Here is a 24,593-nt window from a genome sequence, read left to right as displayed (position 1 = left end):
GGTTTCTTGTCGTGGATTTAAATGCAAAGCCGGGTGGCGCTACGCTTACCCGGCCTACGGTTGAGTGACGTTGTAGGCCGGGTAAGGCGAAGCCGCCACCCGGCGTTTTTCATCACTCGTCGCCGTTAAAACCCGCGCGATTGAGCAGGAACTGCGACAGCAGGGCCACCGGACGTCCGGTCGCGCCTTTGGCTTTACCGGAGCGCCATGCGGTCCCCGCGATGTCCAGGTGCGCCCAGTTGTACTTGCGGGTGAAGCGCGCCAGGAAGCAGCCTGCGGTAATTGCGCCGCCAGGACGACCACCAATGTTCGCCATGTCCGCGAAGTTAGACTCCAGCTGTTCCTGGAACTCGTCCCCCAGCGGCAGACGCCACGCGCGGTCGCCAGCCTGTTCGGACGCGCCGATCAGCTCATGCGCCAGCGGATTGTGGTTCGACATCAGGCCGGTGATGTGATGCCCCAGCGCAATCACGCAGGCGCCGGTCAGGGTAGCTACGTCGATAACCGCTTCAGGTTCGAAACGCTCAACGTAGGTCAGCACGTCGCACAGCACCAGACGGCCTTCGGCGTCGGTGTTCAGCACTTCAACGGTCTGGCCGGACATGGTAGTCAGCACATCACCCGGGCGATAAGCGCGGCCGCCAGGCATGTTTTCGCAGCCCGCCAGCACGCCGATCACGTTGATGGGCAACTGAAGTTCCGCGACCATGCGCATGACGCCGTAAACCGCCGCCGCGCCACACATGTCGTACTTCATCTCATCCATGCCTTCTGAAGGCTTGATGGAGATACCGCCGGAGTCGAAGGTCAGCCCTTTGCCAACGAGCACGATCGGACGCGCGTCTTCAGACGGATTGCCTTTGTATTCGATGACCGACATCAGGGATTCGTTCTGGGAGCCGTTACCGACCGCCAGATAAGAGTGCATCCCCAGCTCTTTCATCTGCTGTTCGCCGATAACGCGGGTGATGACGTTCTTGCTGTAGGCGTCAGCCAGCTGGCGCGCCTGTGACGCCAGGTACGCGGCGTTACAGATGTTTGGTGGCATATTGCCAAGATCTTTTGCCGCTTTAATACCGGCAGCAATCGCCAGACCGTGCTGAATGGCGCGCTCGCCGCTGGTCAGCTCGCGACGGGTCGGCACGTTAAAGACCATTTTACGCAGCGGGCGACGCGGCTCGCTTTTGGTGGTCTTCAACTGATCAAAGCTGTAGAGGCTCTCTTTTGCGGTTTCGACGGCCTGGCGTACTTTCCAGTACGTGTTGCGGCCCTTAACGTGCAGCTCCGTGAGGAAGCAGACGGCTTCCATCGAACCAGTATCATTCAGTGTATTAATGGTTTTCTGAATAACCTGCTTGTACTGGCGCTCATCAAGCTCACGTTCTTTACCGCAGCCAATCAGCAGAATACGCTCGGACAGGACGTTTGGAACGTGGTGCAGCAACAGGGTCTGCCCTGGTTTGCCTTCCAGTTCGCCACGGCGCAGCAGGGCGCTGATATAGCCGTCGCTGATTTTATCGAGTTGCTCGGCGATCGGGGAGAGTCGGCGTGGTTCAAAGACGCCCACAACGATGCAGGCACTCCGCTGTTTCTCCGGGCTACCGCTTTTTACACTGAACTCCATGCACTACGCTCCTGAATCTTAAAGACAACGGCGGCGGCTACGGATAGAATTGAAACCTTTCGTAACTCATGTCCGCCGTTGTGGTGACTTCGTGTTAATCTTACGTTACTACGGTTTCGACACGTCAATAAATGTCATGAAGCGCGAATCCGCCGGGTTTTTTAATCTTAGCGATGATTTCGACGACTCAAGAGAATAAATGACGTTTAAGCCATGAAACAAGCTAAATTCCTGCATAAGACGAGTTTTAACGGGCGTATTTAAAGTGATAATCATAAGATATCTGGTTCGGGAGACGCTGAAGAGCCAACTGGCGATCCTCTTTATCCTCCTTCTGATCTTTTTCTGTCAGAAGCTGGTCAGGATCCTCGGCGCGGCAGTTGATGGCGAAATCCCAACGAATCTGGTGCTTTCCCTGCTCGGGCTTGGCGTGCCGGAAATGGCGCAGCTTATCCTGCCGTTAAGCCTGTTCCTTGGTCTGCTGATGACCCTGGGTAAGCTCTATACCGAAAGTGAAATCACCGTGATGCATGCCTGCGGCCTCAGTAAGGCCGTACTGGTAAAGGCAGCCATGGTGCTGGCGCTGTTTACGGGCATTGTTGCCGCGGTTAACGTCATGTGGGCGGGGCCGACCTCGTCCCGTCATCAGGATGAGGTGCTGGCGGAAGCAAAAGCTAACCCGGGGCTGGCGGCGCTGGCGCAGGGGCAGTTCCAGCAGGCGACCGACGGTAACTCCGTGCTGTTTATCGAAAGCGTCGATGGCAGCCGCTTCAATGACGTGTTTCTTGCTCAACTGCGCCCGAAAGGTAACGCTCGCCCTTCTGTGGTAGTGGCGGATTCCGGTCAGCTGGCGCAGCGTAAAGACGGCTCTCAGGTTGTCACGCTGAACAAAGGAACGCGTTTCGAAGGCACGGCTATGCTGCGTGACTTCCGTATCACCGATTTCCAGAACTACCAGGCCATTATTGGTCACCAGGCCGTCGCGCTCGATCCAACGGATACCGAGCAGATGGATATGCGCACCTTAATGAATACTGATACCGATCGTGCGCGTGCTGAACTGCACTGGCGTATCACGCTGGTATTCACCGTATTTATGATGGCGCTGATGGTAGTGCCGCTGAGCGTGGTGAACCCGCGTCAGGGCCGCGTGCTGTCGATGCTGCCAGCGATGCTGCTGTATCTGGTGTTCTTCCTGCTGCAAACCTCAATCAAGTCTAACGGCGGGAAAGGTAAAATTGACCCGATGATCTGGACCTGGGTCGTGAATGGTTTGTATCTGCTGCTGGCAGTCGGACTCAACTTGTGGGACACGGTGCCTGTGCGTCGTCTTCGTGCCCGGTTTACGCGTAAAGGAGCCATCTAATGCAGGCGTTTGGCGTACTTGACCGCTATATCGGTAAAACAATTTTTACCACCATCATGATGACCCTGTTCATGCTGGTGTCGCTCTCGGGCATTATCAAATTTGTCGACCAGCTGAAAAAAGCCGGGCAGGGGAGTTACGACGCGTTGGGCGCCGGGATGTACACCCTGCTCAGCGTACCAAAAGATGTACAGATCTTCTTCCCGATGGCGGCCCTGCTGGGTGCGCTGCTGGGCCTGGGGATGCTGGCTCAGCGTAGCGAACTGGTGGTGATGCAGGCATCGGGCTTTACCCGTATGCAGGTTGCGCTGTCGGTGATGAAAACCGCGATCCCGCTGGTGCTGCTGACCATGGCGATCGGCGAATGGGTCGCGCCGCAGGGCGAACAGATGGCGCGTAACTACCGTGCTCAGGCGATGTACGGCGGTTCTCTGCTCTCCACGCAGCAGGGATTATGGGCGAAAGATGGCCAGAACTTCGTCTATATCGAACGCGTGAAAGGGGATGACGAGCTGGGTGGCGTGAGTATCTATGCTTTCAATAACGATCGTCGTTTGCAGTCAGTGCGTTATGCCGCCTCTGCTAAATTTGATGCAAACAACAAGCTGTGGCGGTTATCCCAGGTTGATGAATCTGACCTGACTAACCCGAAACAGATCACCGGTTCGCAGACCGTTAGCGGTACCTGGAAAACCGACCTGACGCCGGACAAGCTCGGCGTCGTGGCGCTTGACCCCGATGCGCTCTCCATCAGCGGTCTGCATAACTACGTGAAGTATCTGAAATCGAGCGGGCAGGATGCGGGGCGTTACCAGCTCAACATGTGGAGCAAAATCTTCCAGCCGCTGTCCGTGGCGGTGATGATGCTGATGGCGCTGTCGTTCATCTTTGGACCGCTACGTAGCGTGCCGATGGGGGTTCGCGTGGTAACAGGTATCAGCTTTGGTTTCGTGTTCTACGTCCTCGATCAGATTTTTGGTCCGCTGACGCTGGTGTATGGCATTCCGCCAATTATCGGCGCGCTGTTGCCGAGCGCCAGTTTCTTCCTGATCAGCCTCTGGATGCTGCTAAAACGCTCCTGATAAACCTTCTTCCTCGCTCCCGCTTGCCCGGGGGCGAGGCTAATCTCCTGTTTCACCCCGCACTTTTTCTCACAACCTTCAACGCCTCGCCGTGAATTTGAGTATTATTGAGCGATAAAGTCGTGAAGGGATCCTCTATGAAGCAAATTCGAATGCTGGCCCAGTACTACGTCGACCTGATGATGAAGCTCGGGCTGGTGCGTTTTTCCATGCTGCTGGCGCTGGCGCTGGTCGTTCTGGCCATCGTCGTGCAAATGGCCGTGACCATGGTTCTGCATGGTCAGGTCGAGAGCATCGACGTGATCCGCTCTATTTTCTTTGGCCTGCTGATCACCCCATGGGCGGTCTATTTCCTCTCCGTGGTGGTTGAGCAGCTGGAAGAGTCCCGACAGCGTTTATCGAAACTGGTGGATAAGCTGGAAGAGATGCGCGAGCGCGATCTTAAACTCAACGTTCAGCTCAAGGACAACATTGCCCAGCTGAATCAGGAAATTTCAGACCGTGAGAAGGCGGAAGCCGAGCGTCAGACCACGCTGGAGCAGCTGAAAATTGAGATGAAAGAGCGTGAGGTCACGCAGATCCAGCTTGAACAGCAATCCTCTTTCCTGCGCTCGTTCCTCGATGCGTCGCCGGATCTGGTGTTCTACCGTAATGAAGATAAAGAGTTCTCCGGCTGTAACCGGGCCATGGAATTGTTGACCGGGAAAAGCGAAAAGCAGCTGATACACCTGAAACCTCAGGATGTCTATTCCGAAGAGGCGGCGGCAAAAGTGATGGAGACAGATGAAAAGGTCTTCCGACATAACGTCTCGTTGACCTATGAGCAGTGGCTGGATTATCCCGACGGGCGCAAAGCCTGCTTTGAAATCCGCAAAGTGCCTTATTACGACCGGGTGGGTAAACGTCATGGTCTGATGGGCTTTGGCCGTGATATCACCGAGCGTAAGCGATATCAGGATGCGCTGGAGCGCGCCAGTCGTGACAAGACCACCTTCATCTCCACCATCAGCCATGAGCTTCGTACGCCGCTAAACGGTATCGTGGGGCTGAGCCGTATTCTGCTGGATACCGACCTGACCAGCGAGCAGGAAAAATACCTCAAAACGATCCACGTCTCGGCGGTCACGCTGGGCAATATCTTCAATGATATTATCGACATGGATAAGATGGAGCGACGTAAGGTTCAGCTCGACAACCAGCCGGTTGATTTTACCGGCTTCCTCGCGGACCTGGAGAACCTGTCAGGTTTGCAGGCCCAGCAGAAAGGGTTGAGCTTCGTGATGGAACCGACGCTGCCGCTGCCGCATAAAGTGGTGACGGACGGCACGCGTCTGCGTCAGATCCTGTGGAATCTCATCAGCAACGCCGTGAAGTTTACCCAGAAGGGACAGGTTGCGGTGCGCATTCGCTATGATGAGGGGGACATGCTGCACTTTGAAGTTGAGGACTCGGGTATCGGCATTCCTCAGGATGAGCAGGATAAGATCTTCGCCATGTATTATCAGGTTAAAGACAGCCACGGCGGTAAACCGGCGACCGGCACGGGCATTGGCCTGGCGGTGTCGAAACGTCTGGCGAAAAGTATGGGTGGGGATATCACCGTTGCCAGCCAGCCGGGTAAAGGCTCCACCTTTACGCTTACCGTCCACGCCCCTGCTGTTGCTGAAGAAGTGGAAGATACGTTTGAGAACGACGATATGCCGCTTCCAGCCCTGCACGTCCTGCTGGTTGAAGATATTGAGCTGAACGTCATTGTCGCCCGGTCGGTACTGGAAAAACTCGGTAACAGCGTGGATGTCGCGATGACCGGCAAAGCCGCGCTGGAGATGTTCACGCCGGGCGAGTACGACCTGGTGCTGCTCGATATTCAGCTACCGGACATGACCGGGCTGGATATCTCCCGCGAGCTGACGCGCAAATATGCTCCTGACGAGCTGCCGCCTCTGGTTGCGTTGACCGCAAACGTGTTGAAAGATAAAAAAGAGTACCTCGAGGCCGGTATGGACGACGTGCTCAGCAAGCCGCTGGCAGTACCTGCCCTGACGGCGATGATCAAGAAGTTCTGGGATACCTGCGATGAAGAGGAGAGCACCATGACGTCTGTTGATAGCGCTAAAACCCAAACGATACTGGATACCGCCATGCTGGAGCAGTATATCGATCTGGTGGGACCCAAACTGATCACCGATGGCCTGGCCGTGTTTGAAAAAATTATGCCGGGCTATCTGAACGTGCTCGAATCCAACCTGACGGCGCGTGACCAGAAGGGCATCGTCGAAGAGGGACATAAAATCAAAGGCGCAGCTGGTTCAGTCGGGTTACGCCATCTCCAGCAGCTGGGCCAGCAGATTCAGTCGCCTGATTTACCTGCCTGGGAAGATAACGTAGGTGATTGGGTTGAAGAGATGAAACAGGAGTGGCAAAACGATGTGGCAGTGCTGAAAGCCTGGGTAGAATCCCGAAAAAAATGACCCCGGCTATACCGGGGTGCGCGAATACTGCGCCAACACCAGGGAAATCGTGGCTGCGCCTGATTTTTATGGGTTGTTTTCGCATGGACGCCGCCTGAAAATTAAGGCCGCACGCAGATAAGATAGCAAATCTTAAACAGTTTGTTACATGAATCAGTGAAATGTGTGAAGCATAGCGTTTTAATCAGAATTTTTAATGTGCTTCAGCGAGTTGCATAGAAGGATCGTCAGAATGAAGAAAGTGGGTGTCGTGCTGAGCGGATGTGGCGTTTACGATGGTTCAGAGATACATGAAACCGTATTAACGCTGCTGGCATTATCGCGCCAGGGGGCCGACGTTATCTGCTTCGCTCCGGATAAAACGCAGGCAGACGTGGTTAATCATCTTACCGGCGAGCCAATGGCGGAAAGCCGTAACGTGCTGATTGAAGCGGCGCGTATTGTGCGCGGGGATATTCATCCGCTGGTACAGGCCGATGCGGCTGAGCTAGATGCGCTCATCGTGCCGGGCGGCTTTGGCGCGGCGAAAAACCTGAGCACGTTTGCAACGCAAGGCGCGGCGTGCCATGTCGATCCCGATTTGAAAGCGCTATCGCTGGCGATGCATGCGGCAGGTAAGCCGCAGGGCTTTATCTGCATTGCGCCAGCCATGCTGCCGAAAATTTTTGATTTCCCGCTGCGGCTCACGATCGGAACCGACATTGATACTGCTGAAATTGTCGAAGATATGGGCGGCGAACACGTGCCATGTCCGGTAGACGACATTGTGGTGGATGAGGACAATAAAATCGTCACCACACCGGCGTATATGCTGGCGCAGAACATTGCCGAGGCTGCTGCAGGCATTGAAAAGCTGGTGGACAGAGTGCTGGTTCTTTCCGAATGAGTCGTAAATTATCCCCTGGCGGGTGGTTAAAACGGATCCTGCTGCGTATTGTGCTGGTCCTGGCCGTTTTTTGGGGCGGAGGCATTGCGCTGTTCAGCATCCTGCCCGTCCCGTTCTCGGCCGTGATGGCAGAGCGGCAGATTAGCGCCTGGCTCTCGGGTGATTTTGGCTATGTTGCCCACTCAGACTGGGTCGGCATGGATGAAATCTCCCCGTGGATGGGGCTGGCGGTCATTGCGGCAGAAGATCAGAAATTCCCGGAGCACTGGGGTTTTGACGTGGCGGCTATCGAGAAGGCGCTGGATCATAATGAACGTCATGAAAACCGCGTCCGCGGTGCGTCGACGCTTTCTCAGCAGACGGTAAAAAATCTGTTCTTATGGGACGGTCGCAGCTGGGTGAGAAAAGGGCTGGAGGCCGGGCTGACGCTGGGCGTCGAGACGGTGTGGAGCAAAAAACGCATTTTGACCGTCTACCTGAATATCGCGGAGTTTGGTGACGGCGTGTTTGGCGTCGAATCGGCATCGCAGCGCTATTTTGGCAAGCCCGCCAGCAGGCTGACTATGTCCGAAGCGGCACTGCTTGCCGCCGTGCTGCCGAACCCGCTGCGTTTTAAGGCCAGCGCGCCGTCAGGCTACGTGCGAAGCCGCCAGGCGTGGATTATGCGCCAGATGCGTCAGCTGGGTGGGGAAGGGTTTATGGAGCGAAATAATCTTATGTAAAGCGTGTAAGCGCAGCGCTACCCGCCGACGTGGCGAACGTTAATCTTCGTCAAACCCGGCGTTAAACAGGGCAATCACTGCCGCCAGCGCTTCTTCTTCCTGTGGGCCGGTGGCTTCAACTTCAATCTGGCGGCCTTTGGCAGAATCCAGCATCAGCAGCGCAATCACGCTGTTGGCTTCTGCCTCGGTTCCCTCATCGTTGCGCAGCAGCACCTCAGCATCAAAACCCTGCATCAGTTCAAACAGCTTCATCGCCGGGCGCGCATGCATGCCCAGCTTATTGGTGATTTCGACGGTCTGTTTTACGGTCATGTTTTACGTTTTTCCAGCGTGCGATGACGGGACTGAACGTTCTTCCCGCGTGAGCGGAAGTAATCGGCCAGCTGTTCGGCAATGTAGACCGAACGATGTTTACCGCCGGTACAGCCAATCGCCACCGTCAGATAGCTACGATTGTTTGTCTCCAGCATAGGTAACCATAGCTCAAGGTAGCTTCGCGTCTGGTAGATAAAATTGTGTACTTCTGTGTGTCGGTCGAGGAACGCCGCCACCGGCTTATCCAGACCGGTCATCGGACGCAGTTTCGGATCCCAGTGTGGGTTCGGCAGGAAACGCACATCAAAAACGTAATCCGCATCGATAGGGATACCGTGCTTAAAGCCGAAGGATTCAAACACCATCGTCAGTTCGCGCTCGCGCTTGCCGAGTAAGCGAGTACGCAGCATTTCCGCCAGCTCGTGGACGGACATTTCTGAGGTGTCGACAATCAGGTCGGCCCGGGAACGCAGCGGCTCAAGCAGATCGCTCTCTTTATCGATGGCGCTTTCCAGCGAAAGATTTTTACTCGAGAGCGGGTGCAAACGACGTGTATCGCTGTAACGGCGGATCAGCGTGTTGCGGTCAGCATCCAGGAACAAGAGCTGAGGCGAGAAGCATTCCGGCAGGCTGTTCATTGCCTGCTCGAAGATTTCCGGCGATTCCGGCATGTTACGCACGTCAATACTGACGGCGGCAGAGATTTGCCTATCCGCCAGCGTCCGCGCCAGATCGGGTAACAGCACTACCGGCAGGTTATCTACGCAGTAAAATCCCATGTCTTCCAGCGCGCGCAGGGCCACGGACTTCCCGGACCCCGAACGACCGCTGACGATCATCAGCACCATGTTCCGTTTCTCCTCAGGGAAGCCGTTCTGAAGGCCCTTTCCCGATTATGCCTCATCCTGATTGCCTTCTGCTTCAGTGATAATTTGATAAAGCTCTTCATCACTTTGAGCTGAGCGCAGTCGACGACAAATGGTTTTATCCGCCAGACGTTTGGCAACCAGCGACAGCGTGTGCAGGTGGGTTTTGGTCTGATCGGCAGGAACCAGCAGCGCGAAGAGCAGATCCACAGGCTGGTTATCGATGGCGTCAAAAGCGATAGGCGTTTCCAGTTGCACAAACACCCCCACGGCACGCAGCGTATCTTCTTCCAGCTTGCCATGCGGGATCGCAATGCCATTGCCGATGCCGGTACTGCCCATTTTTTCACGGGTCAGAATGGCTTCAAACACGATCTGCGGCGGCAGACCCAGCTGTTTTGCGGCCAGCTCACTGATGATTTCCAGCGCACGTTTTTTGCTCTGGCAGTGAACGCCACTGCGGGTACAATCCTGGTTAAGGACATTGCTCAGTTGAAGAGCGGAATCGTTGTTTATCATAATTTCACCTAAGCGCTAACTGTACAAATGGCCTGTTGTGTTTCACAACAGGCCGTCCTGCACCCGTTAACTGCCCGGACAATTAGTGTTGTTTCAGTTTATCTTTATGTTTATTGAGCTGTCTCGCAAGCTTATCAATCAAGCCGTCGATAGCCGCGTACATGTCTTGCCCTTCCGCACTGGCATGAAGTTCCCCTCCGTTGACGTGCAGGGTCGCATCCGAGATATGCGTCACTTTCTCCACTTTCAACACAACATAGACCTGGTTGATCCTCTCGAAATACTGCTCGAGTTTCGCGAACTTAGCGTTTACAAAATCGCGTAAAGCCTCAGTAATTTCGACGTTATGTCCGGTGATATTGAGCTGCATAGTGTCTTCCTTATCGGTTGTGTCAAACCAGTTGTTTACGCTGGTTAGACGGCGGAATGGATAAAGACTCTCGATACTTCGCGACAGTACGGCGTGCCACCATAATACCCTGATCGGACAGCATGGTGGTTAACTTACTGTCACTGAGTGGCTTCGCGGGGTTCTCCGCGGCGATCAACTTCTTCACCAGTGCGCGAATAGCTGTTGACGAGGCTTCGCCGCCGCCTTCGGTGTTCACGTGGCTGGAGAAGAAATACTTAAGCTCAAAAATACCGCGTGGGCTGTGCAGATACTTCTGCGTGGTCACGCGGGAAATGGTTGATTCATGCATCTCGACGGCCTGGGCGATGTCCGCCAGCACCATCGGTTTCATAAACTCTTCGCCCTGCTCAAAGAATGCCTGCTGCTGTTCGACAATACAGCGGCTGACGCGCAGCAGCGTGTCATTACGGCTTTCCAGACTCTTAATCAACCAGCGTGCTTCCTGAAGGTTGCTGCGAATGTATTGATTATCAGCGTCGTTACGGGCGCTGGTGCACATGGAGGCGTATTGCTGGTTGATTTGCAGGCGAGGAATGCTGTCGGCGTTCAGTTCAACGACCCAACGGCCATTGTGTTTTCTCACCAGCACATCAGGAATAACGTATTCCGGTTCGCTGGTCTGGATAGATTGCCCCGGACGCGGATCGAGTGACTGGATCAGATTCACCGCTTCCTTCAGCACCTCTTCTTTGAGGCGCGTGACGCGCATCAGGGTGCGGAAGTCGTGATTTGCCAGCAAATCCAGATGCTCGCTGATGATGAGCCGGGCTTCGTCAATCCACGGTGTCTCTTTGGCAAACTGCGAAAGCTGGATCAGAAGGCAGTCGCGCAGATCTTTCGCGGCGACGCCAATCGGGTCGAAACGCTGAACGCGTTTCAGGACGGCTTCGATCTCTTCCAGTTCAATCTCGTCATCGCCGATGCTTTCCAGAATCTCGTCCAGCGTCACGGTCAAATAGCCCGTGTCGTCAACGGCATCGACAATCGAGGTGGCAATGGCGCGATCGGTATCGGAGAAAGGCGTCAGCTCCACCTGCCACATCAGGTAGTCCTGAAGCGACTGGGTAGTTTCGCCCTGGTAGACCGGGAGTTCATCGTCCTGGTAATCTGCACGCGTCCCGGAAGGGGTACCCGCGGTGTAGATTTCATCCCAGCTGGCATCCAGCGGCAGTTCCTCCGGCATCTCTTTCTGTTCGAGCGCATCTACGGAGTCGAGCGTTTCTGTGTCCTGCGTCTGCTGAGCGTCTACCTCGTCATGAAGATCGGTTTGCTCCAGCAGCGGATTGCTGTCCAGCGCCTGCTGGAGCTCCTGCTGGAGTTCTAACGTGGACAGCTGCAACAGACGGATTGCCTGTTGTAGCTGCGGCGTCATGGCCAGTTGCTGGCTGAGCCGTAATTGCAAACCTTGCTTCATGTTCAGAGCGTTTTTCTCCGGTTCGGCGTGACTTAACCTCTACCCTATCAGAGTCTGAAGTCTTCCCCAAGGTACACGCGCTTAACATGCTCATCTTCGAGGATTTGCTGCGGCGTACCGTGGGCAATCAGATGGCCCTGGCTCACTATGTAGGCGCGCTCACACACGGCCAGCGTTTCGCGAACGTTGTGGTCCGTGATCAGTACGCCAAGCCCGCTGTCGCGCAGGTGCTCAATAATACGTTTGATATCGATAACGGAGATGGGGTCAACGCCCGCAAACGGTTCATCCAGCAGGATAAATTTCGGGTTTGCTGCCAGCGCGCGCGCAATCTCAACGCGGCGGCGTTCACCACCGGACAGCGCCTGACCGAGGCTGTCACGCAGATGTTCGATATGAAACTCTTCCATCAGCTCGTTCGCACGGTCAGTGCGCTGCTCGCTGGTCAGATCGTCACGGATCTGAAGCACGGCCATCAGGTTGTCGAACACGCTTAAGCGGCGGAAGATGGAGGCTTCCTGCGGCAGATAGCCGATGCCACGACGCGCGCGGGCATGCAGTGGCAGCAGGCTGATATCTTCATCATCGATGATGATGTTGCCGGCGTCACGCGGGACGATGCCCACCACCATGTAGAAGGTCGTGGTTTTACCCGCCCCGTTAGGGCCAAGCAAACCCACGATTTCGCCGGAGTTGACGGTCAGACTGACATCTTCGACGACGCGGCGGCCCTTATACGCTTTCGCGAGGTTTTTTGCAGTTAAAGTTGCCATAACGAATTAGTTACTCTTTTTCTGTGCCGGAGCCTGGCCGTTGTTCTTGTCCTGCAATTGCGAAGGCACAAGAACGGTCGTGACGCGTTTGCCTTTTTCACTGGAGGCCTGCATTTTCTGCTCTTTCACCAGATAAGTGATTTTGTCGCCTTTGATATTGCTGTCCAGCTGTTCCAGGTAAGCATTACCGGTCAGGATGACCAGATCCTTCGCCAGTTCATAGTGCATATGCGAGGCATGGCCTTTCACCGGCTTGCCGTTGTCCTGCATCTGGTAGAAGGTGGCCGGGTTGCCATAACCATCGATAATCTCTTTGCCCTGCTCGCCGCCCGGTCGGGTAACGACCACTTTGTCGGCGTTGATTTTGATGGTGCCCTGGGTCATGACCACGTTGCCGGTAAAGGTGACGACGTTACCCTGCATATCCAGAGACTGGGTATCGGATTCAATATGAATCGGCTGTTCGGTGTCGCCAGTCACAGCAAGCGCGGGAAGACTGGCCGCCAGCAGCGCGCTGGCGATAACAACTTTAAGGCTGAGTTTGTTTGTTTTGAATTTCATAGGAGGTTCTAACCTTTTCAATCAGCTCGGCGTTTTTGCTGCGTAAGTTCCCGCGCATTCTTAAACCGCTGGAATTAAATGTTGTGCCATACAGGGTGACTAAATCCTGCGACGTGACATCCTGGGTGACCAGGTTGATCTGGGCGTTATCCGTCGTAATTTTTCGCAGTTGCGCGTCAGCGGTCAGGGCGTTGACTTCAACGTGACCATACAGGTAAAGCATACGGTCATTTGTCAGTTTTGCCCGGTCAGACTTGATAGACCACGTCGGCACTTTGTCCGTATCAAAGGTGGTCATGACCGGTTGGGTAAACCACGAAGTACCGTCATCTGAAAAATATTCTACATGCTGAGCAACGAGGCGATAGTTCAGCGCGCCTTCCGGGCTATAGACCACGGTGTCGCTGTGATCGCTTTTGTAGGTCGGGTCGCTCGTGTTAACCACTTCCGCTTGCGTATCTTCGCGGTCAGCGAGGTTTACGCCAATCAGTACCAGGGCGACAAGCGCAAGCAGAATGATAACCCAACGTCTGGTTTTACTCATATCGATTGCCCTTTCGCCTCATCAAGCTTGCCCTGCGCCAGCAGAAGCAGATCGCAGACTTCGCGGACGGCGCCGCGGCCACCGTGAATATGGGTAACATAATCAGCACGCGGGATCAGCAGCGGGTGCGCGTCAGCCACGGCGATGCTCAGACCCACCTCCGCCATGACTGGCCAGTCGATCAAATCATCCCCGATGTATGCCACATTCTCTGGTGCAATGGCCAGTTTTCCCAACAGATCCCGGAAGGCTACCATCTTATCAGACTGCCCCTGATAGAGATGGGTAATGCCCAGCGTTTCACACCGATCTTCTACCAGTTTAGCTTTCCGCCCGGTGATGATTGCAACTTCAATACCGGACGTGAGCGCACAGCGGATACCGTAACCGTCGCGAACGTTAAAGGCTTTCAGCTCTTCGCCGTTATTGCCCATATAAATCAGACCGTCGGAGAGCACACCATCCACATCGAGGATCAGCAGGCGGATATTTTCCGCCTTTGCCATCATGTGGGCGCTCACCGGGCCATAACAGGTTGCAAGGGATGCACCCGCATTACTCATTGTCTTATCCTTCATTACACTACGCCAGCGCGCAGCAGATCATGCATATGTACCACACCCAGCAGTTGGTCGCCATCGGCAACCATCACTGAAGTAATATGACGGGACTGCATCAGGTTCAGTACATCTACCGCCAGCGTGCCCGGACGGACGCGGATCCCGCCGGGTGTCATTACATCAGCGATGCCCAGCGTTCGGACATCCACACCCATATCGAATACCCGGCGCAGGTCGCCGTCGGTGAAAATGCCCTGAATCTTCATCAGATCGTCGCAGATAACCGTCATGCCCAGGTTTTTACGGGTGATCTCCAGTAACGCGTCGCGCAAAGAGGCCTCTTTGCTGACGTGCGGGATCTCATCCCCGGTGTGCATAATATCGTTGACCCGCAGCAGCAGTTTGCGCCCGAGCGCGCCGCCGGGGTGAGACAGGGCGAAATCTTCTGGCGTAAAACCGCGGGCTTCCAGCAGCGCAACGGCAAGGGCATCGCCCATCACCAGCGCGGCGGTTGTGCTGGAGGTCGGTGCCAGCCCCAGCGGACAGGCTTCTTTCGGCACCTTCACGCACAGGTGAATATCTGCCGCACGCGCCATGCTGCTTTCCGGGCGGCTGGTCATGCAAATCAGCGGTACGTGCAGACGCTTCAGCACCGGGATCAACGCCAGGATTTCATTCGATTCCCCGGAGTTGGACAGCGCAATAACCACGTCCTGCGGCGTAACCATGCCGAGGTCACCGTGCGCGGCTTCACCGGGATGAACGAAGAATGACGACGTGCCGGTACTGGCAAAGGTCGCCGCCATTTTGCGCCCGATATGGCCGGATTTGCCCATCCCCATCACCACGACTTTACCGGCGCAGTAGAACATCTTCTCACAGGCCAGACTAAAATCCTGATTAATGTACTGATCTAACTGCGCCAGACCTTCACGTTCAATCTCCAGAACGTCTTTGCCTGCTTTCTGAAAGTCAAAACCCGGCTGCAATTCTATTTGCGACATAATGCGTTTCCGTTTACCCAGAGAGAAGTGGCGAGAGCCAGTACAGCATCGCCAGCCATACGATAAATCCACCCGTCAGCAGCGCGCCCGCGCCTTTGCCGATCTGCTCTTTTCGCCGCCAGCAGAGCAGGGCGAAAATTACGCTGACCAGCAGCATCACACCGTAATCGCGCGTGAAGACCATAGGGTTAAACGGCCCCGGTGAGATTAATGCCGGCAGCCCCGTCACGATCGCGATATTGAAAATATTCGAGCCAATGATATTGCCGATGGCGATATCATCTTCCCCTTTACGTGCCCCGGCGATGGCGGTAGCCAGCTCTGGCAGGCTGGTGCCGATGGCGATGACCGTCAGACCGATTGTCAGTTCGCTCATCGCAAACGCGTTCGCCAGCACCGTCGCGTTATCGACCACCATCCGCGTGGCCATTGGCATTATGATCAGCGCGACGCCCAGCCACAGCAGGGCGACGGGTAAGGTCCCTTCCCGTGGCAGCTCGGCGAGATGCTCACGCGTGAGGCTATCATTACCCTGTTTTTCCGCCAGACGTGCGATCTTCACGCTATAAAGCAACCAGATCACGGCCAGGGCGAGCAGGAATATACCGTCACCGACGCTCAGCACCCCGTCATAAAGCACATAGCCTGCCAGCAGACTGACGACTAACATTAGCGGCAATTCACGACGCAAAACATCGGAATGTACGCGAAATGGATGCAGTAATGCGGCTAAGCCTAAAATCAGCAAGATATTGACGATGTTAGAGCCAATCGCAGTGCCAATAGCGAGGTCGACCTGGCCATGCAACGAGGCTGAAACAGAAACGATGATTTCAGGAAGCGATGTGCCTACACTGACCACCGTCATCCCAATAATGATGGGCGGCATGCCAATGAGTCGACAGAGAATGGATGCGGCAAAGACCAAACGGTCAGCACTGTAGACCACCAACAGTAAACCAATTATTAACAGTGCTGTTGCTAAAAGCATCAAAAGTCCTTTCTTCAGGTATACTCGCTGGTCCACTGCGCACGAATTTTAGCGCCAGATGAAGTCTGAGACGTGACGAATTCCTAATTTTGACTTTATGCGCCGGAAAAGTAAAACAAATGCCAGCTTTCGCTAACCCCAATAGTGAATATTCTGTAAAAATGCGGGGTTTAGGGCTGATTTACGCTTCATGCCAGCAGTGAAGCAAGGTAAGTAAGGAACCATAAATGAGCCAAACGATGGCGAATATAGTCGATGTCCGGGGCGTCAGTTTTTCTCGCGGCAACCGGGTGATATTTGATGATATTTCGCTGACCGTGCCGCGCGGTAAAATCACCGCCATCATGGGGCCGTCAGGGATCGGTAAAACGACGTTGCTGCGTCTTATCGGCGGGCAAATCCCCCCTGATAGCGGCGAAATTCTCTTCGACGGTGAAAACGTCCCGGAGATGTCTCGCTCGCGCCTCTACACGGTTCGCAAACGAATGAGCATGCTCTTTCAGTCGGGTGCGCTATTCACCGATATGAACGTATTTGACAACGTGGCCTATCCGCTGCGTGAGCACACCCATCTTCCTCCTGCGCTGTTGCACAGCACGGTGTTGATGAAGCTCGAAGCTGTGGGGTTGCGGGGGGCTGCGAAACTTATGCCGTCCGAACTCTCGGGTGGGATGGCGCGCCGCGCCGCGCTGGCGCGTGCTATTGCCCTGGAACCCGATTTAATTATGTTCGATGAACCGTTCGTTGGGCAGGACCCTATCACCATGGGCGTGCTGGTGAAGTTAATCTCGGAGCTGAACAGCGCCCTTGGTGTCACCTGCGTGGTGGTTTCCCATGACGTGCCGGAAGTGCTGAGTATTGCTGATTACGCCTATATTGTGGCTGACAAAAAGATCGTCGCCCACGGCAGCGCTCAGGCGTTGCAGGAGAATGGCGATCCGCGCGTGCGGCAGTTCCTGGACGGTATCGCAGATGGGCCGGTGCCTTTCCGCTATCCGGCGGGCGACTATCATGACGATTTACTGGGAATAGGGAGTTAATCCACTCATGCTGTTAAATGCGTTGGCGGGTCTTGGACACCGTGGCCTAAAAACCATCAGTACGTTCGGGCGTGCCGGATTAATGTTGTTCAACGCGCTGGTTGGCAAACCGGAGTTCCGCAAGCATGCGCCGTTACTGGTGCGGCAGCTTTATAACGTCGGCGTGCTGTCGATGCTTATCATCATCGTGTCGGGTCTGTTTATTGGCATGGTGCTAGGGTTGCAGGGGTATCTGGTGCTGACAACCTACAGCGCGGAAACCAGCCTTGGCATGCTGGTGGCGCTCTCGCTGCTGCGTGAACTCGGGCCGGTTGTAGCAGCGCTGCTGTTCGCCGGGCGTGCCGGATCAGCGCTGACGGCTGAAATTGGCCTGATGCGCGCCACAGAGCAGCTCTCCAGTATGGAGATGATGGCGGTCGATCCGCTGCGCCGGGTGATCTCGCCGCGCTTCTGGGCCGGGGTTATCTCCTTGCCGTTACTGACTATCCTCTTTGTGGCGGTAGGTATCTGGGGAGGCGCGCTGGTTGGCGTCAACTGGAAAGGCATTGATGCCGGGTTCTTCTGGTCTGCCATGCAGGACGCCATCGATCTGCGGATGGATCTGGTGAACTGTCTGATCAAGAGCGTGGTTTTCGCTGTGACGGTTACCTGGATTGCGTTGTTTAATGGTTACGATGCCATTCCGACGTCGGCGGGCATTAGCCGTGCAACGACGCGTACTGTCGTACATTCGTCGCTGGCCGTTTTAGGTCTGGATTTTGTGCTCACCGCACTGATGTTTGGGAATTGAGTTCATGCAAACGAGAAAAAATGAAATTTGGGTTGGCGTGTTTTTGCTTCTGGCGCTGCTGGCCGCACTGTTTATCTGCCTGCGAGCGGCGGACATCACCTCTGTTCGCACCGAGCCGACGTATCGCGTCTACGCGACTTTCGATAATATCGGCGGCCTGAAGGCGCGCTCACCGGTCCGTATTGGTGGCGTCGTTATTGGACGTGTCGCTGACATTACGCTTGATGAGAAAACCTATCTGCCGCGCGTCGCAATGGATATCGAAGAACGCTATAACCACATTCCGGACACCAGCTCGCTCTCTATCCGCACCTCTGGCCTGCTGGGGGAGCAATATCTGGCCCTTAACGTTGGTTTTGAAGATCCTGAGCTGGGAACGTCTATCCTTAAAGACGGTAGCGTAATCCAGGATACCAAGTCAGCGATGGTGCTGGAAGATATGATTGGTCAGTTCCTTTACAACAGTAAAGGGGATGATAAAAAGTCTGACGATGCCCCTGCGCAGAGTGAAGACCACACCAACGTCGAACCGACGCCAGGCGCGACGAATTAATTTCAGGAGAAGTCATTCATGTTTAAACGACTGTTAATGGTTGCCATGCTGGTCATTGCCCCTCTAACCGCGGCGCACGCTGCGGATCAGAGTAACCCGTACAAACTGATGGATGAGGCCGCGAAGAAAACCTTCGACCGTCTTAAAAACGAACAGCCCAAAATCCGTTCTAACCCTGATTATCTGCGTGATGTGGTGGATCAGGAGCTGCTGCCGTATGTGCAGATCAAGTACGCGGGCGCACTGGTGCTGGGCCGTTACTACAAAGACGCGACCCCGGCGCAGCGCGAGGCTTACTTTGCGGCGTTCCGTGAATACCTGAAACAGGCTTACGGCCAGGCGCTGGCGATGTACCACGGGCAGACCTATCAGATTGCCCCTGAACAGCCGCTGGGCGATGCCACCATCATTCCTATCCGCGTGACGATTATCGATCCAAACGGTCGTCCACCGGTACGCCTGGACTTCCAGTGGCGTAAAAACAGCCAGACCGGAAACTGGCAGGCGTACGACATGATCGCTGAAGGCGTCAGCATGATCACCACTAAACAGAACGAGTGGAGCGATTTGCTGCGCACCAAAGGCATCGATGGCCTGACGGCTCAGCTTCACTCCATCTCTCGTCAGAAAATTACCCTGGACGAGAAGAAGTAATGTCACAGCAGCTTAGCTGGGCGCGTGACGGCGAGACGTTGACGCTGACGGGAGAGCTGGATCAGGATCTGCTTAACCCGCTGTGGGACGCTCGCCATAACGCGATGCAGGGCGTGACGTTGATTGATCTCCATGGCGTCACGCGGGTAGATACCGCCGGTATCGCCCTGCTGGCGCACCTGGTGGCCACGGGCAAAAAGCAGGGGAGTAGCGTCACCCTGACGGGGGTAAGCGATAATGTCGTAACCCTTGCACAGCTTTACAATTTGCCTGAAGACGTATTACCTCGCTAACTTTTTCAGTACGTTACTTCCGAAAGCCCCGACAGTTTACGCGTCGGGGCTTTTTGCTTGTTTAAGACCGCGCCACTTTGCTCTAAGATGTTGAGCTTGTTTTCACTATCAGATGATGTAGACCCCATGGAAAATAATGAAATCCAGACAGTGCTGATGAATGCACTCTCCCTTCAGGAAGCCCACGTCTCTGGCGATGGCAGTCACTTCCAGGTTATTGCTGTGGGTGAGATGTTCGACGGAATGAGTCGCGTGAAGAAACAGCAGGCTGTGTACGCGCCGCTGATGGAATACATTGCGGATAACCGCATCCACGCCCTGTCGATTAAAGCGTTCACCCCACAGGAGTGGGCACGCGATCGCAAACTAAACGGTTTTTGAGCTGAGGGCGAAGCGCCCGCAGCACGGTTGAATTTATAAGAGAGCAAACGATGGATAAATTTCGTGTACAGGGACCCACGCGTCTCCAGGGCGAAGTCACAATTTCTGGCGCTAAAAACGCCGCGCTGCCCATTCTTTTCGCTGCGCTGCTCGCAGAAGAGCCGGTAGAGATCCAGAACGTACCGAAGCTGAAAGATATCGACACGACCATGAAGTTGCTCGGCCAGTTGGGCACCAAAGTGGAGCGTAACGGTTCCGTCTGGATCGATGCCAGCAACGTGAACAACTTCTCAGCGCCTTATGAGCTGGTGAAAACCATGCGTGCTTCCATCTGGGCGCTTGGCCCGCTGGTGGCGCGTTTCGGTCAGGGACAGGTTTCACTGCCGGGCGGATGCGCTATCGGCGCCCGTCCAGTCGACCTGCATATCTTCGGTCTGGAAAAGCTGGGCGCGGAGATCAAGCTGGAAGAGGGGTACGTTAAAGCGTCCGTCAATGGTCGCCTGAAAGGCGCGCACATTGTCATGGACAAAGTGAGCGTGGGCGCAACGGTAACCATCATGTCGGCTGCTACGCTGGCAGAAGGCACTACCATCATCGAAAACGCCGCCCGAGAGCCGGAAATCGTGGATACCGCGAACTTCCTGGTCGCGCTGGGGGCGAAGATCAGCGGGCAGGGCACAGACCGTATCACCATCGAAGGCGTTGAACGTCTGGGTGGTGGTGTGTACCGCGTACTGCCAGACCGTATCGAAACCGGTACTTTCCTGGTAGCGGCTGCCATTTCTGGCGGTAAGATTGTTTGTCGTAACGCACAACCGGATACCCTGGATGCGGTGCTGGCGAAACTGCGCGATGCGGGTGCGGACATTGAAATTGGTGAAGACTGGATCAGCCTCGATATGCACGGGCAGCGTCCTAAAGCCGTTAACGTGCGCACTGCGCCACATCCGGCATTCCCGACGGATATGCAGGCACAGTTCACCCTGTTGAACCTTGTGGCCGAAGGCACAGGCTTCATCACGGAAACTATCTTCGAAAACCGTTTCATGCACGTACCGGAACTGATCCGTATGGGTGCGCATGCTGAGATTGAAAGCAACACGGTCATTTGCCACGGCGTTGAAAAACTGTCCGGTGCGCAGGTGATGGCGACCGATCTGCGCGCGTCTGCGAGCCTCGTACTGGCAGGTTGTATTGCAGAAGGGACTACCGTTGTCGATCGTATCTACCACATCGATCGTGGTTACGAGCGTATTGAAGACAAACTGCGCGCGCTGGGTGCGAATATCGAGCGTGTGAAGGGCGAGTAATCGTTCCGGCACCCCCCTGCCAGAACAGGCCGGGGGATTGCTGTTCCTGTAAATCCGGGTGCATCAGTCCTGATGTGCTTTCTTCGCTTTGCTCTGGCGCATCATGCGCGTTCTGTCGATAAATTCATGAGTAATGGGATCGTGATAGCGTGACGGCCATATCACCCACGGATGCGTATCCAGCGCCGTCGCAATAATCAGTTCCCCCTTCGGCCATGGGCGGGTCAGGGCGTTTGCCAGCGTCGACGAGCTCAGCCCATGACGACGTGATTCGGCAGCCAGCGATGTCCCTTTTTTACGCAGTGCCGCAATAATGTCAGCAGAATGCCAGTCGATGAATTTTGTATCCATAATGCTGTCCTTGTGTTCGTTATCGTCCACGTCGTTTCGTGTGAAAAGACAGCATTACTATACTCACTTCGAACATCTGTTCTAAAAAGTTCATGTTACGAGAAGCAATATTCAGAATAAGGCACGGCTTTATACATACGGCCTGTAACCTGATGAGCTTACGCGTAAATGTAATTTATTGGTGCGTACTGGAACCTCCCTACGAGATCGCAGGGAGATGAGGAGGGGATTAACGGTCGCGCTGGACGGCGATGTGCGCGAGGCCGATTAGCGCATCACGCCATGGGCTGTCGGGAATGACCTGAATTGCGGCGATGGCTTTGTCTGCTTCTTCTTCAGCACGCTGACGCGTCCATTCAAGGGAACCACAGATGGCCATTGTTTCCAGTACCGGTTCCAGAAGATGGCGACCATTTCCCTGCTCGATAGCCTCCCGGATCATTTTCGCCTGCTCTGGTGTGCCATTGCGCATCGCGTGGAGCAGCGGCAGCGTTGGTTTGCCTTCGTTCAGGTCATCGCCAACGTTTTTACCGAGCGTTTCGCCATCCGCGCTGTAGTCCAGCAAATCATCAATCAGCTGGAACGCGGTGCCGAGGTAACGGCCGTAGTCCTGAAGCCCTTTTTCCTGAGCTTCGCTACAGCCAGCCAGAATGCCGGAGCACTGCGCGGCGGCTTCAAACAGACGTGCGGTCTTGCTGTAAATCACCCGCATATAGTTTTCTTCGGTGATATCCGGGTCGTTGACGTTCATCAACTGTAGGACTTCGCCTTCAGCGATAACGTTTACGGCTTCTGACATCACTTCCAGCACCTTCAGCGAGCCAAGGCTGGTCATCATCTGGAAGGCTCGGGTATAGATAAAATCCCCTACCAGAACGCTTGCCGCATTACCAAACGCGGCATTGGCGGTGGCTTTGCCACGACGCATGTCTGATTCATCCACAACATCGTCATGAAGCAGGGTGGCGGTGTGGATAAATTCGATCAGCGCCGCGATCGTGACGTGGGCATTTCCCTGATAGCCAACCGCGCGTGCGGCCAGAATGGCAATCATCGGACGAATACGTTTACCGCCGCCGCTGACGATGTAATAGCCCAACTGATTGATCAGCTGAACGTCAGAGTTGAGTTGCTCCAGGATTGCTGCATTCACACCCGCCATATCTTGCGCGGTTAACTCATTGATTTTTTCTAAATTCATCGCAAAAGCCGGGCTTTTTATCCTGTTTATCCCACACGAGATGGGTACACAAAGGGTTTCGGTTTATAAATAGTATTGCTGATTGTACTGAAAAAATGGCTCAGATAAACGTTACCGTACGTGTTGTGTTTTTTTTCTTCATGTATTGATGGTAGCACTTGTCAAAGGCTCGCGTTTTGCGTAATATTCGCGCCCTATTGTGAATATTTATAGCGCACTCTGAATCATACGAGGATGTGCGCGGAAGCGGAGTTTATATGTACGCGGTTTTCCAAAGTGGTGGTAAACAACACCGAGTAAGCGAAGGTCAGACCGTTCGCCTGGAAAAGCTGGACATCGCAACTGGCGAATCTGTTGAGTTCGCTGAAGTTCTGATGATCGCAAACGGTGAAGAAGTCAAAATCGGCGTTCCTTTCGTTGATGGCGGCGTTATCAAAGCTGAAGTTGTTGCTCACGGTCGTGGCGAGAAAGTTAAAATCGTTAAGTTTCGTCGTCGTAAACACTATCGTAAGCAGCAGGGCCACCGTCAGTGGTTCACTGATGTGAAAATTACTGGCATCAGCGCCTAAGACCTGAGGAGAGATTTAAATGGCACATAAAAAGGCTGGCGGCTCCACACGTAACGGTCGCGATTCAGAAGCTAAACGCCTGGGCGTTAAGCGTTTCGGTGGCGAATCCGTTCTGGCGGGTAGCATCATCGTTCGTCAGCGTGGCACCAAGTTCCACGCGGGTACCAACGTAGGTTGCGGTCGTGACCACACTCTGTTTGCTAAAGCAGACGGTAAAGTGAAATTTGAAGTTAAAGGCCCGAACAACCGTAAATACATCAGCATCGTTGCTGAGTAAGGTTTTCTCGGTCCGGTAACGGATTAAAGCCCCGCAACGTGTTGCGGGGCTTTTTACATTGGAAACCCGGAAAATTTTCTGTAGGGAAAACGGGCATGAAGCAGCAGGCCGGCATTGGTATTCTTTTGGCGCTCACTACCGCGATGTGCTGGGGTGCACTGCCAATTGCAATGAAGCAGGTACTGGAAGTGATGGAACCGCCCACGGTGGTGTTTTATCGCTTCCTGATGGCAAGTATAGGCCTGGGCGCCATTCTGGCCGTCAAAGGTAAGCTGCCACCGCTGCGCATCTTCCGAAAACCGCGCTGGCTGGTGTTACTGGCTATCGCGACGGGCGGTCTGTTCGGTAACTTCATTCTGTTCAGCTCTTCCCTGCAATATCTTAGCCCTACAGCGTCGCAGGTGATTGGTCAGCTATCACCGGTCGGCATGATGGTCGCCAGCGTATTCATCCTCAAGGAGAAGATGCGCGGTACGCAGATCATCGGGGCAAGCATGCTGCTTTGCGGTCTGGTGATGTTCTTTAACACCAGTCTGATCGAGATTTTTACCCGCCTGACGGATTACACCTGGGGTGTCATTTTTGGGGTGGGTGCAGCAACGGTCTGGGTGAGTTATGGCGTCGCGCAAAAGGTGTTATTGCGTCGTCTTGCCTCACAGCAGATCCTCTTTTTGCTGTACACTTTGTGTACACTGGCATTATTGCCGTTAGCTAAGCCGGGGGTGATTACCCAGCTCAGCGACTGGCAACTGGCGTGCCTCATTTTTTGTGGGCTGAACACGCTGGTCGGTTATGGCGCGCTGGCTGAAGCCATGGCGCGCTGGCAGGCAGCACAGGTGAGCGCCTTAATCACGCTTACCCCGCTGTTTACGCTGTTATTTTCAGATTTGTTATCAATGGCCTGGCCCGATGTCTTCGTCAAGCCGATGCTCAACCTGTTGGGTTATCTCGGTGCGTTTGTCGTGGTTGCGGGCGCGATGTATTCCGCCATTGGTCATCGTCTCTGGGGGCGTTGGCGCAAAAATGAAGCGGTTGTAATAGTCCCCCGCTCAGGCGAATGAGTT

The 24,593-nt window shown here is 54.8% G+C and carries 29 protein-coding genes; 15 read left to right on the top strand and 14 right to left on the bottom strand.

Going from position 1 to position 24,593, the window contains the following annotated elements:
• Positions 1 to 112: 112 nt before the first annotated feature.
• The gene (pepA, locus tag ACQG03_RS19245) at positions 113 to 1,624 is read right to left on the bottom strand and encodes a leucyl aminopeptidase (RefSeq protein WP_003861882.1); all 1,512 of its coding nucleotides are present in this window, start codon (positions 1,622 to 1,624) and stop codon (positions 113 to 115) included.
• A gap of 265 nt (positions 1,625 to 1,889) precedes the next feature.
• Here pepA and lptF point away from each other — a divergent pair, with 265 nt between their 5' ends.
• The 5 genes from lptF (at position 1,890) to mtgA (ending at position 8,151) form a co-directional block, all read left to right on the top strand.
• A complete protein-coding gene (lptF, locus tag ACQG03_RS19240; RefSeq protein WP_023307066.1) occupies positions 1,890 to 2,990 on the top strand; it encodes an LPS export ABC transporter permease LptF in 1,101 nt (366 codons plus the stop codon).
• On the top strand, positions 2,990 to 4,072 hold the full coding sequence (gene lptG, locus ACQG03_RS19235) for an LPS export ABC transporter permease LptG (protein WP_022649534.1): 1,083 nt from the start codon (positions 2,990 to 2,992) through the stop codon (positions 4,070 to 4,072). Before lptF ends, lptG begins: the two co-directional genes overlap by 1 nt.
• A 137-nt stretch (positions 4,073 to 4,209) precedes the next feature.
• Positions 4,210 to 6,543, top strand: coding sequence for an aerobic respiration two-component sensor histidine kinase ArcB (gene arcB, locus ACQG03_RS19230; protein ID WP_063163488.1), 2,334 nt, complete (start codon positions 4,210 to 4,212; stop codon positions 6,541 to 6,543).
• A 232-nt stretch (positions 6,544 to 6,775) separates the two neighbouring features.
• A complete protein-coding gene (gene elbB / locus ACQG03_RS19225; RefSeq protein WP_063163489.1) occupies positions 6,776 to 7,429 on the top strand; it encodes an isoprenoid biosynthesis glyoxalase ElbB in 654 nt (217 codons plus the stop codon).
• Positions 7,426 to 8,151, top strand: coding sequence for a monofunctional biosynthetic peptidoglycan transglycosylase (gene mtgA, locus ACQG03_RS19220; RefSeq protein ID WP_022649531.1), 726 nt, complete (start codon positions 7,426 to 7,428; stop codon positions 8,149 to 8,151). The genes elbB and mtgA overlap by 4 nt, the downstream gene beginning before the upstream one ends.
• 39 nt (positions 8,152 to 8,190) lie before the next feature.
• On the opposite strand, the gene npr is transcribed toward mtgA, so the two are convergent.
• The 11 genes from npr to ACQG03_RS19165 form a co-directional block, all read right to left on the bottom strand.
• Positions 8,191 to 8,463, bottom strand: a complete 273-nt coding sequence (gene npr, locus ACQG03_RS19215) for a PTS phosphocarrier protein NPr (protein ID WP_003861872.1) — start codon at positions 8,461 to 8,463, stop codon at positions 8,191 to 8,193.
• The gene (rapZ, locus tag ACQG03_RS19210) at positions 8,460 to 9,314 is read right to left on the bottom strand and encodes an RNase adapter RapZ (RefSeq protein ID WP_003861870.1); all 855 of its coding nucleotides are present in this window, start codon (positions 9,312 to 9,314) and stop codon (positions 8,460 to 8,462) included. The genes npr and rapZ overlap by 4 nt, the downstream gene beginning before the upstream one ends.
• Positions 9,315 to 9,359: 45 nt before the next feature.
• The gene (ptsN, locus tag ACQG03_RS19205) at positions 9,360 to 9,851 is read right to left on the bottom strand and encodes a PTS IIA-like nitrogen regulatory protein PtsN (protein WP_003861869.1); all 492 of its coding nucleotides are present in this window, start codon (positions 9,849 to 9,851) and stop codon (positions 9,360 to 9,362) included.
• An 82-nt stretch (positions 9,852 to 9,933) separates the two neighbouring features.
• Positions 9,934 to 10,221, bottom strand: coding sequence for a ribosome hibernation promoting factor (gene hpf, locus ACQG03_RS19200; RefSeq protein ID WP_014171818.1), 288 nt, complete (start codon positions 10,219 to 10,221; stop codon positions 9,934 to 9,936).
• 22 nt (positions 10,222 to 10,243) lie between these two features.
• A complete protein-coding gene (rpoN, locus tag ACQG03_RS19195; protein WP_022649530.1) occupies positions 10,244 to 11,677 on the bottom strand; it encodes an RNA polymerase factor sigma-54 in 1,434 nt (477 codons plus the stop codon).
• Between the two features lie 47 nt (positions 11,678 to 11,724).
• Positions 11,725 to 12,450 carry an LPS export ABC transporter ATP-binding protein gene (gene lptB / locus ACQG03_RS19190; protein ID WP_003861862.1) on the bottom strand — a complete coding sequence of 242 codons (726 nt, stop codon included), beginning with the start codon at positions 12,448 to 12,450 and terminating at the stop codon, positions 11,725 to 11,727.
• A gap of 6 nt (positions 12,451 to 12,456) precedes the next feature.
• Positions 12,457 to 13,011 (bottom strand): lipopolysaccharide ABC transporter substrate-binding protein LptA, encoded by a 555-nt coding sequence (gene lptA, locus ACQG03_RS19185; RefSeq protein WP_006812136.1) that lies wholly within the window; start codon positions 13,009 to 13,011, stop codon positions 12,457 to 12,459.
• Positions 12,980 to 13,555: an LPS export ABC transporter periplasmic protein LptC gene (gene lptC, locus ACQG03_RS19180; protein ID WP_022649529.1), complete on the bottom strand. Its 576-nt coding sequence runs from the start codon at positions 13,553 to 13,555 to the stop codon at positions 12,980 to 12,982. Before lptC ends, lptA begins: the two co-directional genes overlap by 32 nt.
• On the bottom strand, positions 13,552 to 14,118 hold the full coding sequence (gene kdsC / locus ACQG03_RS19175; RefSeq protein ID WP_063163490.1) for a 3-deoxy-manno-octulosonate-8-phosphatase KdsC: 567 nt from the start codon (positions 14,116 to 14,118) through the stop codon (positions 13,552 to 13,554). Before kdsC ends, lptC begins: the two co-directional genes overlap by 4 nt.
• 14 nt (positions 14,119 to 14,132) lie before the next feature.
• A complete protein-coding gene (gene kdsD / locus ACQG03_RS19170) occupies positions 14,133 to 15,119 on the bottom strand; it encodes an arabinose-5-phosphate isomerase KdsD (RefSeq protein ID WP_003861853.1) in 987 nt (328 codons plus the stop codon).
• A gap of 13 nt (positions 15,120 to 15,132) precedes the next feature.
• The gene (locus ACQG03_RS19165) at positions 15,133 to 16,110 is read right to left on the bottom strand and encodes a calcium/sodium antiporter (RefSeq protein ID WP_003861852.1); all 978 of its coding nucleotides are present in this window, start codon (positions 16,108 to 16,110) and stop codon (positions 15,133 to 15,135) included.
• Positions 16,111 to 16,337: 227 nt separating this feature from the next.
• Here ACQG03_RS19165 and mlaF point away from each other — a divergent pair, with 227 nt between their 5' ends.
• The 7 genes from mlaF (at position 16,338) to murA (ending at position 21,131) form a co-directional block, all read left to right on the top strand.
• Complete coding sequence (gene mlaF, locus ACQG03_RS19160; RefSeq protein WP_063163491.1) at positions 16,338 to 17,150, top strand: phospholipid ABC transporter ATP-binding protein MlaF; 813 nt, start codon at positions 16,338 to 16,340, stop codon at positions 17,148 to 17,150.
• A gap of 7 nt (positions 17,151 to 17,157) precedes the next feature.
• Positions 17,158 to 17,940 carry a lipid asymmetry maintenance ABC transporter permease subunit MlaE gene (mlaE, locus tag ACQG03_RS19155; RefSeq protein WP_003861848.1) on the top strand — a complete coding sequence of 261 codons (783 nt, stop codon included), beginning with the start codon at positions 17,158 to 17,160 and terminating at the stop codon, positions 17,938 to 17,940.
• A gap of 4 nt (positions 17,941 to 17,944) precedes the next feature.
• A complete protein-coding gene (mlaD, locus tag ACQG03_RS19150; RefSeq protein ID WP_022649526.1) occupies positions 17,945 to 18,493 on the top strand; it encodes an outer membrane lipid asymmetry maintenance protein MlaD in 549 nt (182 codons plus the stop codon).
• An 18-nt stretch (positions 18,494 to 18,511) separates the two neighbouring features.
• Positions 18,512 to 19,147 carry a phospholipid-binding protein MlaC gene (gene mlaC / locus ACQG03_RS19145; RefSeq protein ID WP_063163492.1) on the top strand — a complete coding sequence of 212 codons (636 nt, stop codon included), beginning with the start codon at positions 18,512 to 18,514 and terminating at the stop codon, positions 19,145 to 19,147.
• Complete coding sequence (gene mlaB / locus ACQG03_RS19140) at positions 19,147 to 19,440, top strand: lipid asymmetry maintenance protein MlaB (protein WP_022649525.1); 294 nt, start codon at positions 19,147 to 19,149, stop codon at positions 19,438 to 19,440. The genes mlaC and mlaB overlap by 1 nt, the downstream gene beginning before the upstream one ends.
• A gap of 126 nt (positions 19,441 to 19,566) precedes the next feature.
• Complete coding sequence (ibaG, locus tag ACQG03_RS19135) at positions 19,567 to 19,821, top strand: BolA family iron metabolism protein IbaG (RefSeq protein WP_003861840.1); 255 nt, start codon at positions 19,567 to 19,569, stop codon at positions 19,819 to 19,821.
• A gap of 50 nt (positions 19,822 to 19,871) precedes the next feature.
• Positions 19,872 to 21,131 carry a UDP-N-acetylglucosamine 1-carboxyvinyltransferase gene (gene murA, locus ACQG03_RS19130; protein WP_006812128.1) on the top strand — a complete coding sequence of 420 codons (1,260 nt, stop codon included), beginning with the start codon at positions 19,872 to 19,874 and terminating at the stop codon, positions 21,129 to 21,131.
• Positions 21,132 to 21,194: 63 nt separating this feature from the next.
• On the opposite strand, the gene sfsB is transcribed toward murA, so the two are convergent.
• Together sfsB and ispB are read right to left on the bottom strand one after the other, a co-directional pair.
• On the bottom strand, positions 21,195 to 21,482 hold the full coding sequence (gene sfsB / locus ACQG03_RS19125) for a DNA-binding transcriptional regulator SfsB (RefSeq protein ID WP_022649524.1): 288 nt from the start codon (positions 21,480 to 21,482) through the stop codon (positions 21,195 to 21,197).
• A gap of 229 nt (positions 21,483 to 21,711) precedes the next feature.
• Positions 21,712 to 22,683, bottom strand: a complete 972-nt coding sequence (gene ispB, locus ACQG03_RS19120; protein WP_006812126.1) for an octaprenyl diphosphate synthase — start codon at positions 22,681 to 22,683, stop codon at positions 21,712 to 21,714.
• Between the two features lie 257 nt (positions 22,684 to 22,940).
• Here ispB and rplU point away from each other — a divergent pair, with 257 nt between their 5' ends.
• From rplU to ACQG03_RS19105, 3 genes are all read left to right on the top strand, one after another.
• Positions 22,941 to 23,252, top strand: coding sequence for a 50S ribosomal protein L21 (rplU, locus tag ACQG03_RS19115; protein WP_003025032.1), 312 nt, complete (start codon positions 22,941 to 22,943; stop codon positions 23,250 to 23,252).
• A gap of 19 nt (positions 23,253 to 23,271) precedes the next feature.
• Complete coding sequence (gene rpmA / locus ACQG03_RS19110; protein ID WP_003861831.1) at positions 23,272 to 23,529, top strand: 50S ribosomal protein L27; 258 nt, start codon at positions 23,272 to 23,274, stop codon at positions 23,527 to 23,529.
• 95 nt (positions 23,530 to 23,624) lie between these two features.
• Positions 23,625 to 24,590 carry a DMT family transporter gene (locus tag ACQG03_RS19105; protein WP_003861826.1) on the top strand — a complete coding sequence of 322 codons (966 nt, stop codon included), beginning with the start codon at positions 23,625 to 23,627 and terminating at the stop codon, positions 24,588 to 24,590.
• Positions 24,591 to 24,593: the final 3 nt, after the last annotated feature.

The sequence above is a fragment of the Enterobacter cloacae complex sp. 342H5 genome (genome assembly GCF_050030905.1).
Taxonomy (GTDB): domain Bacteria; phylum Pseudomonadota; class Gammaproteobacteria; order Enterobacterales; family Enterobacteriaceae; genus Enterobacter; species Enterobacter intestinihominis.
This window is presented reverse-complemented; position numbering and strand designations above follow the sequence as displayed.